At 63.6% G+C, this 16,453-nt stretch carries 17 protein-coding genes and 3 tRNA genes; 11 read left to right on the forward strand and 9 right to left on the reverse strand.

The genetic code is table 11. The annotated features are described in order from the left end of the window. Nucleotides 1-9: 9 nt before the first annotated feature. Nucleotides 10-651, forward strand: a complete 642-nt coding sequence (locus IPM16_16910; GenBank protein MBK9124784.1) for a CPBP family intramembrane metalloprotease — start codon at nt 10-12, stop codon at nt 649-651. A gap of 13 nt (nt 652-664) precedes the next feature. Here the strand turns inward: IPM16_16910 and IPM16_16915 are convergent, their stop codons facing one another. Next, nucleotides 665-1,579 (reverse strand): DMT family transporter, encoded by a 915-nt coding sequence (locus tag IPM16_16915; protein MBK9124785.1) that lies wholly within the window; start codon nt 1,577-1,579, stop codon nt 665-667. A gap of 199 nt (nt 1,580-1,778) precedes the next feature. Here IPM16_16915 and IPM16_16920 point away from each other — a divergent pair, with 199 nt between their 5' ends. Next, on the forward strand, nt 1,779-2,732 hold the full coding sequence (locus tag IPM16_16920; protein ID MBK9124786.1) for a glycosyl hydrolase: 954 nt from the start codon (nt 1,779-1,781) through the stop codon (nt 2,730-2,732). Between the two features lie 4 nt (nt 2,733-2,736). Here the strand turns inward: IPM16_16920 and IPM16_16925 are convergent, their stop codons facing one another. Continuing rightward, complete coding sequence (locus IPM16_16925; protein ID MBK9124787.1) at nt 2,737-3,234, reverse strand: hypothetical protein; 498 nt, start codon at nt 3,232-3,234, stop codon at nt 2,737-2,739. Nucleotides 3,235-3,413: 179 nt separating this feature from the next. Between IPM16_16925 and IPM16_16930 the strand changes: the two genes are divergently transcribed. Then, nucleotides 3,414-4,526, forward strand: a complete 1,113-nt coding sequence (locus IPM16_16930; protein ID MBK9124788.1) for an AI-2E family transporter — start codon at nt 3,414-3,416, stop codon at nt 4,524-4,526. Here IPM16_16930 and IPM16_16935 read toward each other — a convergent pair. Further along, nucleotides 4,515-6,191, reverse strand: a complete 1,677-nt coding sequence (locus tag IPM16_16935) for a DUF3352 domain-containing protein (GenBank protein ID MBK9124789.1) — start codon at nt 6,189-6,191, stop codon at nt 4,515-4,517. The genes IPM16_16930 and IPM16_16935 overlap by 12 nt on opposite strands. Before the next feature lie 116 nt (nt 6,192-6,307). Here IPM16_16935 and IPM16_16940 point away from each other — a divergent pair, with 116 nt between their 5' ends. The 5 genes from IPM16_16940 to IPM16_16960 all read left to right on the forward strand — a co-directional run bounded on the left by IPM16_16940 (nt 6,308) and on the right by IPM16_16960 (nt 10,766). Then, complete coding sequence (locus IPM16_16940) at nt 6,308-7,087, forward strand: hypothetical protein (protein MBK9124790.1); 780 nt, start codon at nt 6,308-6,310, stop codon at nt 7,085-7,087. A 6-nt stretch (nt 7,088-7,093) separates the two neighbouring features. Beyond that, complete coding sequence (locus tag IPM16_16945; GenBank protein ID MBK9124791.1) at nt 7,094-8,143, forward strand: M42 family metallopeptidase; 1,050 nt, start codon at nt 7,094-7,096, stop codon at nt 8,141-8,143. A 200-nt stretch (nt 8,144-8,343) separates the two neighbouring features. Further along, a complete protein-coding gene (locus IPM16_16950; GenBank protein MBK9124792.1) occupies nt 8,344-9,318 on the forward strand; it encodes a C39 family peptidase in 975 nt (324 codons plus the stop codon). A 284-nt stretch (nt 9,319-9,602) separates the two neighbouring features. Then, nucleotides 9,603-10,169 (forward strand): TetR/AcrR family transcriptional regulator, encoded by a 567-nt coding sequence (locus IPM16_16955; protein ID MBK9124793.1) that lies wholly within the window; start codon nt 9,603-9,605, stop codon nt 10,167-10,169. A gap of 156 nt (nt 10,170-10,325) precedes the next feature. Further along, on the forward strand, nt 10,326-10,766 hold the full coding sequence (locus IPM16_16960; protein MBK9124794.1) for a cupin domain-containing protein: 441 nt from the start codon (nt 10,326-10,328) through the stop codon (nt 10,764-10,766). Between the two features lie 90 nt (nt 10,767-10,856). Here the strand turns inward: IPM16_16960 and IPM16_16965 are convergent. The 3 genes from IPM16_16965 to IPM16_16975 all read right to left on the reverse strand — a co-directional run bounded on the left by IPM16_16965 (nt 10,857) and on the right by IPM16_16975 (nt 11,083). Continuing rightward, nucleotides 10,857-10,928 (reverse strand) — tRNA-Ile (locus IPM16_16965). 8 nt (nt 10,929-10,936) lie between these two features. Further along, nucleotides 10,937-11,007, reverse strand: a tRNA-Gly gene (locus IPM16_16970). 3 nt (nt 11,008-11,010) lie between these two features. After that, nucleotides 11,011-11,083: transfer RNA gene (locus tag IPM16_16975), tRNA-Pro, on the reverse strand. A gap of 257 nt (nt 11,084-11,340) precedes the next feature. On the opposite strand from IPM16_16975, the gene IPM16_16980 reads away from it, so the two are divergent. Continuing rightward, entirely contained in the window at nt 11,341-12,351 is a 1,011-nt protein-coding gene (locus IPM16_16980; GenBank protein ID MBK9124795.1) for an NAD-dependent epimerase/dehydratase family protein, read from the forward strand. Here the strand turns inward: IPM16_16980 and IPM16_16985 are convergent. Then, entirely contained in the window at nt 12,335-13,087 is a 753-nt protein-coding gene (locus IPM16_16985; protein ID MBK9124796.1) for a hypothetical protein, read from the reverse strand. The two genes, IPM16_16980 and IPM16_16985, sit on opposite strands and share 17 nt — an antisense overlap. A 574-nt stretch (nt 13,088-13,661) precedes the next feature. On the opposite strand from IPM16_16985, the gene IPM16_16990 reads away from it, so the two are divergent. Continuing rightward, nucleotides 13,662-14,621 carry a hypothetical protein gene (locus tag IPM16_16990; GenBank protein ID MBK9124797.1) on the forward strand — a complete coding sequence of 320 codons (960 nt, stop codon included), beginning with the start codon at nt 13,662-13,664 and terminating at the stop codon, nt 14,619-14,621. Between the two features lie 105 nt (nt 14,622-14,726). Beyond that, the gene (locus IPM16_16995) at nt 14,727-15,470 is read left to right on the forward strand and encodes a class I SAM-dependent methyltransferase (GenBank protein MBK9124798.1); all 744 of its coding nucleotides are present in this window, start codon (nt 14,727-14,729) and stop codon (nt 15,468-15,470) included. A gap of 162 nt (nt 15,471-15,632) precedes the next feature. Here the strand turns inward: IPM16_16995 and IPM16_17000 are convergent, their stop codons facing one another. Together IPM16_17000 and IPM16_17005 are read right to left on the reverse strand one after the other, a co-directional pair. After that, complete coding sequence (locus tag IPM16_17000) at nt 15,633-16,070, reverse strand: FKBP-type peptidyl-prolyl cis-trans isomerase (protein ID MBK9124799.1); 438 nt, start codon at nt 16,068-16,070, stop codon at nt 15,633-15,635. Between the two features lie 28 nt (nt 16,071-16,098). Then, a complete protein-coding gene (locus tag IPM16_17005) occupies nt 16,099-16,437 on the reverse strand; it encodes a Rieske (2Fe-2S) protein (protein MBK9124800.1) in 339 nt (112 codons plus the stop codon). Nucleotides 16,438-16,453 lie beyond the last annotated feature (16 nt).

Below are 16,453 nucleotides of genomic sequence, written 5' to 3' on the forward strand. Positions count from 1 at the left end.
CGGTCACTCATGACTGGACAGCGCAGCACCGCGCTGCTGCTCGCGGTCTTCTTCGTATGCTCAGCCCTCGGACGCGCCTCGATGGCCGTCGGGATACCGCTGATGGTCGCGGCTGGATTGGGCATCCCGCTGCTATGGGCATGGCGGACACAACGGTGGCGCGAGACAGGCTTCACACTCATCAATATGGGTGCGGTCATCCGCTGGTCGCTGATCGCCGGTGTCTTCACCGCCGGACTTGGAATCGCGCTGATCGGCCGAATCGCCATTCCGTCCGATCTGCCACTGCAGATGATCGTCGGTGCCGTCATCTGGTTTGGGGTCGCCAGCCCGTTTCAGGAGTTCTTCTTCCGCGCGTGGCTGCAAACGCGGCTGATACAGACAATCGGCGCGTGGCCGGCGTTACTGCTTGCGACCGGATTGTTCACAGTCTGGCACTACGTTGCACCATTGAATACAGTCGCCGTCCCTCTTGATACGGTACAGGGACTGCTCGGTACGTTCTTGGCGGGGTTTGTGTACGGGATCGCGTTTCAACGGACGACCAGTGTGGTCACACCGTGGGTCGCTCACGCCATTGCGGGGATGGCGTTCGTATTCATTGGCGCGATCGACTTTGTCGCCGAATTTGCCCGCTTTTGGCCGTTCTAGCGCCCTCTCCCACTCAATCTCCCGCCGCGGGGACGGCGCGGGCGCGGCGGATCGCCGGCAGTTGCAGCAGGATCACGCTGAACAGGATCAGCGCGCCGCCGGCAACCTGAAGCAGCGTCAGGCGTTCGGTGTCCGGCAGCAGCAGCACCGCCAGCACCACCGTCATCACTGGCTCGAATGTGCTGAGGATCGACGCGCGCGCCGCCCCCAACCGCGCCGTCCCGCCCAACATCGCAAACAGCGGCATCACCGTCGAGAAGATCGCAATCGCGATCAGGCCGGCCCACGCGCCGGGGACGCTCGGCAGGTTCAGCCCGCTGAACGGCACGAGCACCAGCATCGGTAGCAGCGCCCCGGTGATCACCCACGCGCTGGCATGGGCCACCGCCGTTTTTCCACGCAGTGCCCGCCCGCTGATCACCAGATAGATCGCGTACAGCACGCCGTTGAAGAAGGCCAGCCCGAGGCCGAAGGTGTCGAACGCCGCGCTGCCGATGTCGTCCAGCGGCACGGTGAGCACCACGCCGATCAGCGTAAGCCCGAGCGCGATCCACGCCCGCGTCGAAAGCCGCTCGCCAGTGAGAATCGAAATCAGCGCGACCACGGCCGGATAGGTGTACAGCAGCACGGTGTACAGGCTGGCGGGGATGCGGTCGAGCGCGAAGAAGGCGCACGCCGCCACGCCGGAGAAGATCAGGCCGAGCAGCAGCATGGTTCCGCGCGGGGTCGGCTCGGCGGGCGATGGCGTGCGCAGGGCGCGCAGGGCAAACCACACCAGCGGCGTCGCGAATAGGAAGCGCCACGTCAGCACGTCCATCGGCTGCATCGCCGGATCGACGTACACGAACTTGGTCAAGATCGGCATGATGGCGTAACCGACAGCGGCCACGCCGATCAGCAGTAGACCCTCGGTTTGGCGGTTGAGCACGGCGAATTTCCGGCGCGTACGCGCAATGTAATTGGATGGACGCGCTCTACGGTATCACGAGATGGCGCGGCGGGGGTAGGTCCGCGTCGATTCGACCGAATACATCGGCAAAACCCCGCCAAATCGCCCATTCCGCCAGCCGTACCGCACGCTATGATGGCCTGTATTCCGTCCGTTCGCACAGGTCAGGCAGGAGACAATGAGCGACACAGCACGCACAAAACAACGCGCCGTTCAGAAGAAGGACGCGGCAGACCGGCGCACGTTATTGATCGGCATCGCGGTTTTCGCCGCGGCCATCGTCACCGCAGTCGTATTCCTCAGCTCGGGCGGCGCCCCGCGCGAAACAGTCGAGTTTCCCGACATCCACGGCATCAGCTTCACGGGTGACGGTACGCAGATTCGCGTCGCAACCCACTACGGCCTCGTGGCCTATGCGGACGGACGCTGGTCGAAACCCGACCTGCCCGTCAACGACTACATGGGCTACTCCGGCACGCAGGATGGATTCTTCACCAGCGGACACCCGTCGCCGGGGTCGAACCTGCCCAATCCGGTCGGCCTGCTGCGCAGCGACGACCACGGCGCCACGATCCAGACCGTCGCGTTCAGCGGCGAGACCGACTTTCATGTCATGGGCGCCGCGTACTACGGCGAGACCGTGTACGTGCTGAACGCCACGCCCAATTCGACCCTGTCGACCGGGCTGTACTACAGCCTCGACGGCGGAACGTCATGGGAGCAGAGCGCCGCGCGTGGACTGACCGCCGCTCCGCTTCAATTGGCTGTACACCCGCGCGAACCCGGCATCGTCGCCGCGGCAACGCTCGGCGGGCTGTACCTCTCCGACGATTTCGGGCAGTCGTTCACGCGCATTGGCGGCGAGGACCTCGTCACGTTTGCCGTGTTCGACCCAGACGGAGAACGCATGCTGTTCGGGTTGGACTCTGTCTTCGTGTTCACGCGTACGAGCGGTGAGGTTGCCCCACTGCCCACCGCCCCGGCCGTCGATGCCGAGCAGGCGATCCTGTTTGCGGCGGTGAGCCCCACCGCAGCTGAAATCGCCGTTACGACCTCCGATCTGGACGTGCTCTTGTCGCGCGATGGTGGGCGCTCGTGGCGCAAGATCGGGCAGGACGGCAAGAGCCTGTAGCCCGTCAATTCTCGCCGGCCTCCTCCGTGCTGCACTGTTCGCAGTGAGGACTGCTGCGGTGCAGCACAAGTTCGACGTGGCCGGTGTCGTTGTCGGTAAGCAGGTTATGCCCTGCCGTGATGGGGGTGTAGCCATCGGCGCCGACGAATAGGTGGATATGCGGCGCGCCGCCGCCGTATGCCCCGGGACGGCCAGACAGCACCGCGAACAGACCGAAAGCATTCGTGTACACGGTGCCGCGATGGACGCCGTCGTACTCGCCGTCGGCATTCGTCATATCGAACATGACAGCCGCATCAACGATCGGCTCACACGTTTCCGCATCGCGCACTACGCCGAGGAGCGCAAACCCGTCGCCAGTACGGAATCGCTTCGTGTACGGCGGGTCAGGCAGCCCGTCGATGGTGCCGCTCCACGCGCGCATCTCACACGTTGGCGGTCCATCGACGAGCGTCTGCGCTGCGCCCGCTGTACCCATCAAGACGCCTATGACTGTGATCAACCCCGCTATCCATCCCACGGCGTACGCTTTCTCAATCTCCGATCATGTCGTCCTCTGCACCCTATCACAGGCTCGCCGCATGTGACATGCCGCATTAGAGCACGGTGCCGCCGTTCTCCCGGAAACCCCGCCCCGTGCTACACTGTTTGCCATGAGGATTGCTGCGGGGGAGCACGGTCATGTCATCCGAGGTCAACATTCCGCGTGTTACGTACGGGCTGATCGCGGTCGCGGCCGCCGTCGTGATCATCCTCGGTCTGCGAACAGCCAGCAACATCATCGCGCCAATGTTGATGGCGGTGGTGCTGGCGATCATTATCAGTCCCGTGCTCAATTGGCTGATGAAGCGCGGTCTGCCCGGTTGGCTCGCGCTGATCGTCACGCTCGGGCTGTTCGTGCTCATTCTGCTGCTGCTGGTCGGGATCATCGCGCTGTCGCTGCGCGGGTTCACCGGCGCGCTGCCGGGCTATCAAGAGCGCCTGACCGAACTGCGCGACTCGCTTGATTCGACGCTGTCCGGCTTCGGGATAGACCTGCAAGCCGTCGTCGAAGAGGCCGACCTCTCGCCGTCGCGCCTGCTGACAGCCGCCGGCGGCTTCGCCCAAAGCCTGCTGTCCGGCATCGCCAATTGGGGCGTGATCCTCTTAGCCGGCGTGTTCTTCCTGACCTATGCCCGCACACTGCCGCGTATGCTGTCGCAGCTCGCCGGCGAAGAAGCAGCCATCGTACGCCGGATCACGCGCTTCGGGCAGGACGTCCGGCGCTTCATGGTCATCACGGCCTACGTCGGGTTCTTGACCGCCGCCGTCAACGTGCCGCTGCTGCTGCTGATCGGCGTCGACTTCGCGCTGCTGTGGGGCGTGCTGTCGTTCCTGCTCAACTTCGTGCCGAATATCGGCTTTCTGCTCTCGGTGATCCCGCCTGCTTTACTCGCGCTGATCGAACTCGGCATTCCGCAGGCACTGATCGTCGTGGTCGGTTTCGTACTGATCAACGGGTTCTTCGAGAACATCGTCAAACCGCGCTTTATCGAGCAGGACCTCGACATCGCCCCGGCCGTCAGCTTCGTCTCGCTGATCCTGTGGACGTGGGTGTTCGGCGCGCTGGGCGCGATCATCGCCATTCCGATGACGATGCTCGTACAGCTTTTGCTCGAGAGCAGCGAGGAGACGCGTTGGCTCGGGTATCTGCTCGGCACGGGCAGCACGCCGTTTCATCCGGAACCGCCTGCCGAAACCGAACCGCCAGCCCCGCTGCTGCCGACCGACGAACCGCCGGCGTCAGCGGGATGACGCCCCCAGCGTGATCGCTGCGCGCAGTCGCTGCACCCCGTCATCGTCAACGTTAGTCGTGATCGTGGCATAACGCGCGAACTCGCCCAGATTGCTGATGATGCCGTCGATTGCGGCAGGGGCCGGCAAAATTGGCTCTGGCGGCGGGGCGTTTTCGTCCAGCACAGCGATGATATCCAGATACGCCGGTTCGACCGCAGGCCCAAGCGCCACCAAAGCGCCCACCGCGCCAGCCAACACATCACTGTCGACGAACCACACCGACGTCGGCTGATCCAGCCAAAGCGCGGTACTGTCGCCGTACGAGGCAGCACTGTCGATCCCCGGTTCTCCGCTCAGGATGGAGGTCACTGCGTTGTACGTCCCCAAGACGAACACCTCGTCATTGGCGCCGACCGCAATCGCCAGCGGCACGCGTACCGCAAAGGCTTCCAGCGTATCGATTCGCAGCACCGTCAGTTCAACGCCGCCGACCGTCTCAGTTGTGACGTCTGCGCGCTCTGTCGCCCCGAGCGCACGCAGCACGCTGGCGAGTCCACGGGCCGTCTCTGCCGCCCCGGCAGGATTGACCGCTTCGACCACCAACCCGATATCGAACAAGTCTTGCAGCGTTTCCGGGTCGCTCGTCGTCCCGACGGCGTAGCGGTACAGTCCTTGCAAGTCGATACGCGCGAACAGCGCGAAATCGCCCTTCATCCAGTTGAGCATTGCAGTCAGGTCAATGCCGGCGCCGCGCAACAAGGCTTGGGTATTGGCGCGCATGTTTGGGATCCCGTTGGCCTCCAGCGCGTCGATCGCGGTGTTGATCAAGCCGCCAAGCTCGGCGCCGTGAACCACCGCGGTCGCGTCGGCCGGCACAAACCGGCGAAACTCTGGATTGATGGACAACGGTTGTGTCACCGGCGTAGAACCCGGCATCTGGACGACGTCGGCGATCAGCGCGATACCGCCCGCATCGGCCAGCGTGAGGCCGACGATCACGCCGTTCTGTGTATCCATCGACAGCCCGAGCTGTGCGGCGGCAAATGTTCGGCTGAGATATGCGGCGGCGTTGTAGGATTCTACCGGCAGCGCGCGCACGGCCGCCACATATCCGGGATCGTTGGAGAGGCGTCCATACTCCCCGGACGCGACATCTGGCGCGAACTCCGGCCCCGGGATGACGAAGGCAACCGTGTCCTCGAGCAGGACGACCTGCGAGATGCCATCCCTCCCGTATGCGGAATAGGTCCCGTAAGTGCCGCCATCCACAAACCCTTGCGTACGCAAGAAGACATCGGCGGCCTGCCGGTTGGCGTGCGGGATCGCGGCCAGCCAGATCGGCGTGCCATCGCCCTCAGCCACTGCAGCGATCCCGATTGCGTCGCCGGCCCACGCCAAGAAAGCATCAAGGTTTGACCGCTCGACCTGCAGTGCATTGGCGATCATGGCGCGTGCATTGAGGTTGACGCCGGGCGAGCCGAGATCCGCCGCAAGCGTGTTAGCCCCGGCTAGCACCGAGTCCAGCGTGTCGAGATAGGCGTCATCGGCACGGAAAGCGACAAAGACATCGGCATCGGCGGGCATATACTGCGCCAGTTGGAAGATGCCGTCTGCGGGCTCGGCCGTCGCGGCGGGAAAAGCGATAGCGAGAACGGCCACAACAATCGCAATCAGATGTGTCACGGGATGCTCCTCGAAGTGCGCCTATCCATCAAATTATACGCGAGTCTTTGACGCATCCCTTGTCGGTGCGGCACAATGGAAGGTCGTAACACCGCTCCGTTTCCGAGGAGGGACCAATGTCATTAAACGATCGATCGACGCGCACACTGCTGGCCGCAATTCTGGCGACCGCCGGCGTCGTCATTGGCGTGAATCTCATGGTGAACCGCGACGGCATGCCGGACGCCTCGGGATGGATCATGTTGGCGCTGTTCGTCGTGGCGGCGGCGCTGATACTGTGGAACTGGCGTGAGGCGCACGCCGCCCAAGTGGCCGAAGGTACCGACGAGGACGAAGACGAGGCGCTTCCGATGCCGTCTAGTTCGGTTGCGCTGCCGATGTCTGCGGCGCAGTCGACGCCCGTCGCTGTGCCTGCGCCGGCACAGGTCGTCGAACCTGCTCCGGTGCCGGAACCCGAACCCGCCCCGGTGCCTGTTCCCGAGCCTGCGCCGGTGCCGGAACCTGAGCCAGAACCAGCGCCCGCCCCCGAGCCTGAAACCGAAGCGGAACCTGCGGTGAAGGCCGAACCTCCCGCTGCCCCGGTGCCCGAGCCGAAAGCTCCGCCCGTACCCCGGCCCGAACCGGCCGAGGTCGCAGAGGCCGTAGACTTCACCGTGCTTGAAGGCATCGGGCCGTATTACGACAAGGCACTGCGTGCCGTCGGCTTCGCCTCGTTCGCAGACATCGCCGCGGCCGAGCCAGACGCGATCCTCGAAAAACTGCTTGCCGCCAACTATCGGCGTCACCCGACGATCCCGTCGTGGCCGAAGCAGGCCGCCTTTGCGGCGAAGGGCGATTGGGACGGGCTTGCGGAATTCAAAGCAACACTGACAGCCGGCCGCCTGTCCGAGGACTAGCGCCCCATGTCGCTCGCCGTCGATCCCTCCGGCCTCGTCGCTTTCCTCGTCGATCTGCTGAACACGCCGAGCCCGACCGGGTATCACCGCGAGGCGATGACGTTTTGCCGCGAACGATTCGCCGCACTTGCCGGGGTGGAGGCATCCTTCACCCGCAAGGGCGCGCTGATGCTGCGTGTCCCCGGTGAAGACGCGGCCCTTCCCCCGGTCGGGATCACGGCGCATGCCGACACGCTCGGCCTGATGGTGCGCGAGATCAAGTCGAACGGCCGGCTCGCCGTTCATCGCATCGGCGGGCTGCTGCTCAACGGCGCCGAGAGCGAGAACGTCACCATCCGCACCGCCGACGATCGGCGCTACCGCGGCACATTTGCGTTAGTCAATACCAGCACGCACGTCAACCGAGACGCCGGTACGACCGAACGGACCGACCGCACGATGGAAGTGCGCATCGACGAGCGTGTGTCGAGCAAGGCGGACGTCGATGCCCTCGGTATTCATGTGGGTGACTTCATCTTCCTCGATCCCCGCGTCGAAGTGACGGCCAGCGGGTTCATCAAGTCGCGCTTCTTGGACGACAAGGCGAGCGTCGCGGCCATCTACGGCGCGCTGTCCGCGCTTGACCGGGCGGGAATGAAGCCGAAACGCACGATTCTGGCGCTGATCTCCAACTACGAAGAGGTCGGGCACGGCGGTTCGGCAGATTGGCCGGCCGAGCTGGACGAGCTGTTGTCGGTCGATATGGGCGTCGTCGGCGACGGTCACAACGGCGACGAATTCAGCGTGTCGCTGTGTACCGCCGACGGCGGCGGGCCGTACCACTTTGATATGCTCGAAAAGCTGCGCGGGCTGGCATCGGCGCACGATATTCCCCTCAAACCCGACTACTTCCCATACTACGCGTCGGACGGGACGGCGTACTGGCGGGCGGGTGGCAGCGCGCGCGTCGGGCTGATCGGCCCCGGCGTGTACGCCTCGCACAGCTACGAGCGCACGCACACGGATGCCGTCGTGCATACGGCATACTTGATCGCCCGCTATATGCTGGCCGGATAGCGCGCGTCGGGCAATCATCATTGGACCGTCCCCCCGGCGGCGGGATTGACAACACGGACTGACGGTATACTCTTGGTACGCCGTTGAGTCGAGGTGTGTCTCCATGAAACTGATCGTTCGCGCAGTCCTGTTTGGGCTGCTGCTGATCGCGACCTTCGCAAGCAGCGCGCAGGAAAGCGATCCCGCGCCGGCGCCCGGAAATGGGCCAGCAAATCGCCGCTCTGCCGTCCAGCTACTCGCTGTCGGGTATGTCGTTCGAGTATCAGGGCTGGAACAACTGTGGCCCGGCGACCCTCACCAATGCGCTGACCTACTTCGGCTATGCCGATAAGCAGGGGCGCGCCGCCAGTTGGCTCAAGCCCAACCGCGAGGACAAGAACGTCAGTCCGTCGCAGATGGTGCAGTTCGTCAATTCGCAGGTGCCGGAAATCCCGGTCTACGCATTGGAGCGCGTCGGCGGCACGCTCGACATGCTCAAGCTGCTGATCTCCAACAACTATCCGGTCATCATCGAGGCCGGCTACGACCCTGAACCGGACCGGTTGGGCTGGATGGGCCACTATCTGCTCGTCAGCGGCTACGACGATGCCTCGGCCGAATTCATCACGCAGGACAGCTACCTCGGGCCGAACCTGCGCTACAGCTACGACCACGTCCGGCGCTTCTGGCAGCACTTCAACTACACCTACATCGTGCTGTACGAAAGCGGCGCAGAGCCAGCGCTGCTCGATCTGCTCGGCACCGATGCCGACCCGCAGACCAACGCGCTGAACGCGCTGCAAATCGCCACCGCCGAGGCCACCGCCGACCGTGCCAACGCGTTCGCGTGGTTCAACATGGGCACCAATTTCGTCCGCCTCGGCATCATGGATCGCGCAGTGATCGCGTACGACGAAGCGCGGCGGATCGGCCTGCCGTGGCGCATGCTGTGGTATCAATTCGGGCCGTTCGAGGCGTACTATGCGCAGGGCCGCTATCAGGACATGATCGATCTGGCCCGCAACAACCTCAACGACGGCGGCGGCCAGTACGTCGAGGAGACGTACTATTACGCGGCGCTGGCCCGCGAGGCGCTCGGCGAGCGCGACCGTGCCATCAACAACCTGCGCGAAGCGGTCAACTTTAATCCGAACTTCACCGCCGCCCGCGACAAGCTCAACCAGCTCACTCAGTAGTCGAGGCTTCGCTTCCACACTTCCACCAAAGGGCTTGCGCCCTCTGGACTCCCGTTTCTACGATTCGATGCCGCATGCGGCATCGAATCGCGAAAACGAGGTGCAGGAGTGCTAACTCCTACCGGGGTTTGGGGCAGCGCCCCAAGAAAAACTTCTCATACACCCTGAGGCGCACTGCCTCGGGGTGTTTTTTGTCGAATGGCGCAGCGGTCCGGCAAAATTGGGGTATTGACACAACATATTGAATAGTGTATACATATATTCAATACATGGAGCATGTCGATATGAAACGAACCTATACGTCCCGCCGCCGGGAGGAGAGCGCAGAGCGCACCCGCCAGGCCATCATCAACGCAGCCATCACGATGCACAGTCAGGGAATCACGACGCTTCCGGCTGTGGCGGAAGAGGCCGGCGTGTCGCTGCCGACCGTCAACAAGCATTTCCCGACACGTGAGCATCTGTTCGCGGCCTGCACGGAGCATGTCATGACTACGCTGGACTTTCCTTCGCCGGACACGTTGGCCGATATCCCTGACCGCGCTCAGCGGATCACGCAGCTCGTCACTGAGGTGTTCCGCATGCATGAAAAGACCTTTGGGGTCTCGTGGACCGGCTACCGGTTGGAAGCCGAGTCTCCGGTGCTGGCCAAGGTAAACGCCGACTATGAGGACTTCGTCGGCCAGATGGTCGATGCGCTGCACATTACAGGCTCCGACACGCTGCGTATGTTCGCGCGGGCACTGCTGAATCCGCTCACGTATCGCGCGCTGCGGCTCAGAAGTGGGCTGGACTTCGATGCCGCTGTACAGCACACGGCGCAAGCGCTGATCGCTCTGCTTGACACCTAAACCCTACTAAATCGCTCCTCTTTCGTTCTTTCGAGGCGAAAAATAACTCGCAACCGGGCATAAAGCAGGATGCGTGCGCTTTGATGCGCCCATCTGCAGCGAGGCGAATGCCCCGGCTTAACCCTGTCTAGCCTCGCATACCAAGGAGGAGTCACCATGTTGGCCGTACATCTGAGTGAAGTGTCGTTTGAGGAGCCGTGGGTTGAGGGTGCGCCGCACCAGACCCTGCGTTTCGTCTTCCCGCTGTTGGGCCGGGGACCGGAGAACGAGGCGAGTTCGCTGGTCTATTTCGAAGTGGAGCCGGGCAACGAATTGGTCCGGCATACGGACAGCGCCGAGGAGCTGCTGTTCATCGTGCAGGGGCGCCTCGAAGTGAGCGTGGGTGACGAAACAGGTATCGTCGAAGGGCCGAGCTTCGCCCTCGTCCCGGCGATGGCTCCCCACGGGGTGCGCAATGTCGGGACGGAGACGGCCAAGGTCGCCGGCTTCTTTGCGGCGCGCCACATCGTCTCCCACTTCGACAAGGTGTGGCAGCCCATCGGCACCAACGTCGTGGATACGGCCAAGATCGAAGAGGCCATGCTGGTGCAGCAGTAAGCGTCAACCCCCACGACCGACTCGACAGGCGGGAACGCACACAGAGAATCAAACACCCCGACGCACATCGCCTCGGGGTGTTTTCGTGTGTGGGTCCAGCAGGATTCGAACCTGCAACCAACAGGTTATGAGCCCGGCGCTCTGCCGTTGAGCTATGGACCCGTGGTGAGAGCGGGCAACGGGACTCGAACCCGTGACAAAACCTTGGAAGGGTTTTGTGTTACCACTACACCATGCCCGCATGTCGGGGCGGCCGGATTTGAACCGGCGACCTCACGCTCCCAAAGCGTGCGCGCTGCCAACTGCGCTACGCCCCGCTGTGGGAGATACTATCATCATTATACAGCACTGTCTATGCCCCCGCACGTGGTCCACGGTATACTCTTAAGGTTAGCAATGCACGACAAGTGACGTGCTGCGGCCCCGTGCGGCACGTCAGCGGGCGGGTCGTCTACCGCCCTCGGGGGATGCGGGATTCTCACAGACGCAGGCGTAGATCGCGCTGCTGCGGGACGGTGTGTGCCGTGCCTCGGGCGATGCGCGCCTTGATCAAATCATTAGGACGGCACTTCGCATGAACATCCTCATCATCGGCGGCACCCGGCAGATCGGCCATTACCTGACGGAAGCACTGCTCGAGGCCGGCCACCGGGTCACCTTGCTCAACCGCGGCGTATCGCCGGACACGCTGCCCGAGACGCTGCCCCGCCTGCGCGTCGACCGTACCGAAGCGGTTCAGCTTCGCCGTGCACTGACCGGGCGCACCTTCGATGTCGTTGTGGATACCGTTCTGTTCCGCCGCCCCGAAGCCGAGGTCATCTCGCAGTTGCTCAACGGCAGCACGGGCCGCTACATCGCGCTGTCGACCGGGCAGGTGTACTTGGTGCGTGACGGGCTGACAAGGCCATTTGCCGAAGAGGATTACGACGGGCCGGTGATGACAGCACCCGCGCTCGGCACGTACGATTACGAAGAATGGCTGTACGGCTTCGACAAGCGCCAATGCGAAGACGTGCTGATGGAGGCCCACGCTCGTACCGGCTTCCCGGCCACCACCCTGCGCCTGCCGATGGTCATCAGCGCGCGCGACCAGTATCTGAGGCTCTACAACTACGTGCTTCGTTTGCGCGACGGCGGCCCGGTGCTGATCGCCGATCAGCCCGACTATCCCGTGCGTAACGTGTACGCGCTCGACGTCGTACGCGCAATCATGCGCCTGTTGGGCCACGACGGCGGGTTCGGGCGCGCCTTCAACATCAGCCCGGATGAGACCCTAACCCTCACCGATCTTCTGCATCGGCTGGCGAGCACCCTGAACGTGACGCCGAACATCGTGACGGTGCCACGCAGTATTCTGGTCGCCAACGGGTTCCTGCCGGACTGCTCGCCGTTCAGCGACGTGTGGATGTCGGAACTCGACAACGTGCGCAGCAAGACCGAACTCGGGATGACCTATACGCCGGTCGACGACGTTCTGCGCGATGTCGTCGATGCGTTACGACGCCGTCAGCCCAAGCCGCCCGCAGGTTATCGCCGGCGCAACGCCGAACGGGCGCTGGCCGCGTCGCTCAAAACGCCGCAGTAGACGGCGTAGAATTGGGGCGCTGCCCTACGTGCGTGTCAAACGACCGGCTAGGGGCGGGAAACGCCAGCTCCGCAGGCAGAGTCACTAGATCGTCGGGGCTGAGCCGCGTCGAATTGATCATCAAGCCGCCCAGCAGCGACGGCAGTGCCATGCGAATACTGGGCTCCATTTCCGCAGGGGCGCTGAGGGTCGCCGTCAGCAAGACGTTTTGCGGCATCAGCGCCACGCCAATCACGAGCGTGCGCAATCCGGTCTGGCGGTCGGTCAGCAGGTAATAGGCCGCGTCATGGCCCGACCACGTGAACCCTTCCACCGCCGAAACGTCCGCCCCGCCGACGTAACTGCCATCCGCGACAATCTTGGACAGCACTTCCACGGCACGGCTTCCGTCCTCGTCGTCGCTGATGCCGAACGGGAATTCGTCCAGCGGCGTGAGAAAGACGTAGGTCATCAGGCCGGCAAGCTGCCCCTGATCGGCGACCGTGCCGAACTTCTCGGCGACTACAATACCGCCGTCGGTCGTAAAAGCTTCCCAGTCGCGTGGCTTGCGCAAACGGATATTGAGTCCGGCGCGGCTGAAGCCGACGTGACCGTCGAACGCATAATCGACCGGCGGCGCGGCCTGAGGCGTCATGGTGGGTGTGGGGGTTGACGGCGGTGCTGAAGTGTCTGACTGGCAGCCCATAAGGGCTACGCTCACGGCGAGCACAACCGCGACGATGCGTACTCGCAGCATAACGCGTCGGGACTTTCGATACTCGTGTCGTTGTTTGACCTACTGATCAAAATATACCAAAGGGCAATTTTGCGCTAGTCCCCTAGGCGCAGCCCTAATCTGCGGGAACACGGCGCGCGTTCAGCGTAGGCATGTCGATCATCGGATTTGCGGCAATGTCTAGTGCATCGCTTATGTTTCGCTCATGTGTCGCGAGCCCCCAATTTGGGGTGCTTGACAGGTTGCGCAACTGAGTGCATCCTTTTCACGTACAACATCTGTACACCCGGTTTGATTTGATCAAGGAGGCGCATCGTATGATTGAGGTCACGGCCACGGCCACTGAGGTCGTCATTTGCATCGGCGCGCCTGAACCGAAGAAGTAGTCCCCCAACCTCCCCGCAAGTCCTGCGCAAATTCCTTCGCGCAAGGGGTGTGCTGACCGACTAGCCCCGGTCATGGCGTGCACGGCGCACAGCGTCGCCCGTCGCGGTCAACGTGACGGCGAAACCGTTGTGCATCGCCTGCTGCTCGCTGTATTTTCGGCAGCCCCGCAAACACCCACATCACACAATCACGCGAAGGAATCCGAGCCTTGTCTCGTTCTACGTCTGAGCACTACGACGATATCGATCTGGAAATGGATCGCTACGCCGACTACGAAGCCGCGTTCACCGAACGCACCCGCCGCAAGGCCAAAGCCAACCACAAACCGAAGAAGTCCCAAGCGCAGCAGTTGGACAGCGTCGCTGCCGTTGAAGGGCTAGAAGGCGGGTTCAACACCACCTACCGCCCCGGCCTGTTCGAAGGCGGGTGGCTGCTCGACAGCCTGCGCCCGTTCTACGACATGGGCCTGATGACCGACGTACTCGCCCGCGTCAAAGGCGGCAAGGAAGCCAACGTCTACCGCGTCGCGGGCAGCCCGAACGCCGGCGCCGATCTGTTGGCCGCGAAAGTCTACCGGCCCGCCATGTTCCGCACGATGAAGAACGACAGCGCCTACCGCGAGGGACGCTCGACGCTCAACAGCGACGGGCACGTCATCAAGCAGAGCAACAATCGCATCACCCGCGCGCTGAAGAAGAAATCCGACTTCGGTAAGGCGGTCGCGCACGGCTCGTGGCTGATGCACGAGTACGGCGCGCTGCAAACGCTGCACGAAGCCGGCGCCGCTGTGCCGCGCCCGATCGCTATCGCGTCCAATGCAATCCTCATGGATTACTGCGGAGACGACGCCCTCGCCGCGCCGACACTGGCCGAAGTCCGCCTGACGGCTAAGCAGGCCCGCGCCGCCTTTGACACCGTGCTCGAAACCGTGCAGATCATGCTGCGTCACGGCATGGTGCATGGCGACCTGTCGGCCTACAACGTGCTGTACTGGGACGATCAGCCGATCGTGATCGATCTGCCGCAGGTCGTTGAGGTCGACGGCAACCCGAACGCGCGCAGCTACCTGGAGCGCGATCTGGAACGCCTCACGCAGTACTTCGGCGCGTGCGGCGACGATCGCGATCCGCATGCGCTCGTGCGCGAGCTGTGGATCGACGCGCGCTGAGGCGGCAGTGATCAACGCCACGCTGAATCCATTCCGAACCGAGGCCGGCCGTTTGCGCGGGCGCGGCCTCGGTTCGCAACCCTACGCCAAACAGGACACTGCACCATGTCATTGAGATTTCACGAAATCGCGGAGGGCGACCACCGCATCCTTAACCCGTTCACCCACGATAAGCTGATGGTGTTGGGTGAGATCTGCCGTCTGGCGCCGGAGATGCGCCAGCTCGACTTATGCTGTGGCAAAGCCGAAATGCTGTGCCAGTGGTCGCACCGCTGGGGGATCGGCGGCGTCGGCGTCGACATCAGCGCGATATTCCTCACGGCAGCGGCCGCACGCGCTGAAGAGATGGGTGTCGCCAGTCGCATCACGCTAGTCGAAGGTGACGCCGCCCAGTACGCCGCCGAACCGCACGCGTTCGACATCGTCAGCTGCGTCGGCGCGACGTGGATCGGCGACGGTCTGGTCGGCACGATCAACCTGATGCGCGGCGCGCTCAAGCCCGGCGGCCTGGTGCTCGTCGGCGAGCCCTACTGGATCAGCCCGCCATCGCCCGAGGCGGTCGAAGGCGTCGGTGTTGGTCCGGACGACTACGTAACCTTGCTCGGCACGCTCGACCGGATCGAATCGACCGGCTTCGAGCTGGTCGAGATGGTGCTGGCCGATGGCGACAGTTGGGATCGCTATTCCGCCGCTAAATGGATGACTGTCGACACGTGGCTACGCGCCAACCCGGACGATCCGGACGCCGCCGCGCTGCGCGACTGGATCGCCCGCGACAAACGGTCGTATCTGGAATATCAGAGGCCTCTGTTCGGCTGGGGCGTGTTCGTCCTGCGCGAAAAAGCGTGAGAAAGACGCAGAGGCTTCGCCTCCGCACCTTCTCCAAAGGGCTTGCGCCCTCTGGACTCCCTTATCTGCGGATTTGAGCCGCGCGCGGCTCAAATCCGCGAGTAAGGAGGTGCAGGAGTTTGCACTCCTGCCGGGGTGTGGGGCAGCGCCCCACGCGCAAGACTAGTAAATCTTGAGCAGTTCGACGTCGAAAATCAGCGTGGAATGCGGCGGGATGACGCCGGGGATCCCCTTCGGCCCGTAGGCGAGTTCGAAGGGGATGGTCAGCTCGTACTTCGAGCCGACGGACATCAACTGCACGCCTTCCGACCATCCGGGGATGACCTGCGAGAGGAAGAACGCGATCGACTCGCCGCGGGCATACGAACTGTCGAACACGGTGCCGTCGATCAAACGGCCCTCGTAATGCACTTCGACCTCGGCGCGCGGGCCGGGCTTGGAGCCGTCACCTTGCGTCAATACACGGTACTGCAAGCCGCTGGCGGTCGTGACGACCCCTTCCTTCTTGGCGTTCGCCGCGAGGTATTCGCGTCCTTCTTTCATCGGTGTTGGTCTCCGTTTAGGGGATACACATCCCCGATTATAAACGCTGCCCGCCATTTGAGAACCGACGGCGAGCGCACGCCGCTCACACGGTGAGGACGATCTCGTCTCCGACGAGGGCCAGCTCGAACGCGTGCAGGCGTTTCTTGTCGGTCAGGCAGTGGCCGTCCAGCAGGTCGAACTCCCACCCATGCCACGGACAGGACAGGATTTCGCCGTCGCGCCCCCATTCGAACGTACCGGGGGCTGACGGCAGCGTCGTTCCGCCCACACGCCCGAGGCACACCGGCGCCAGCGCGTGCGGGCAGAGGTTGAGATAGGCGCGGTACACGCCGCCGACGTTGAACACGCCGATGCTGCGTCCGTCGATTCTGACGATCTTGCGCTGGCCGGGCGCGATCTCGCCGACGCGGGCGACCGTGATCTGCTGTTTGGTGCGG

Origin of the sequence: Candidatus Flexicrinis affinis (genome assembly GCA_016716525.1) — a bacterium.
GTDB classification, from domain to species: Bacteria; Chloroflexota; Anaerolineae; order Aggregatilineales; family Phototrophicaceae; genus Flexicrinis; species Flexicrinis affinis.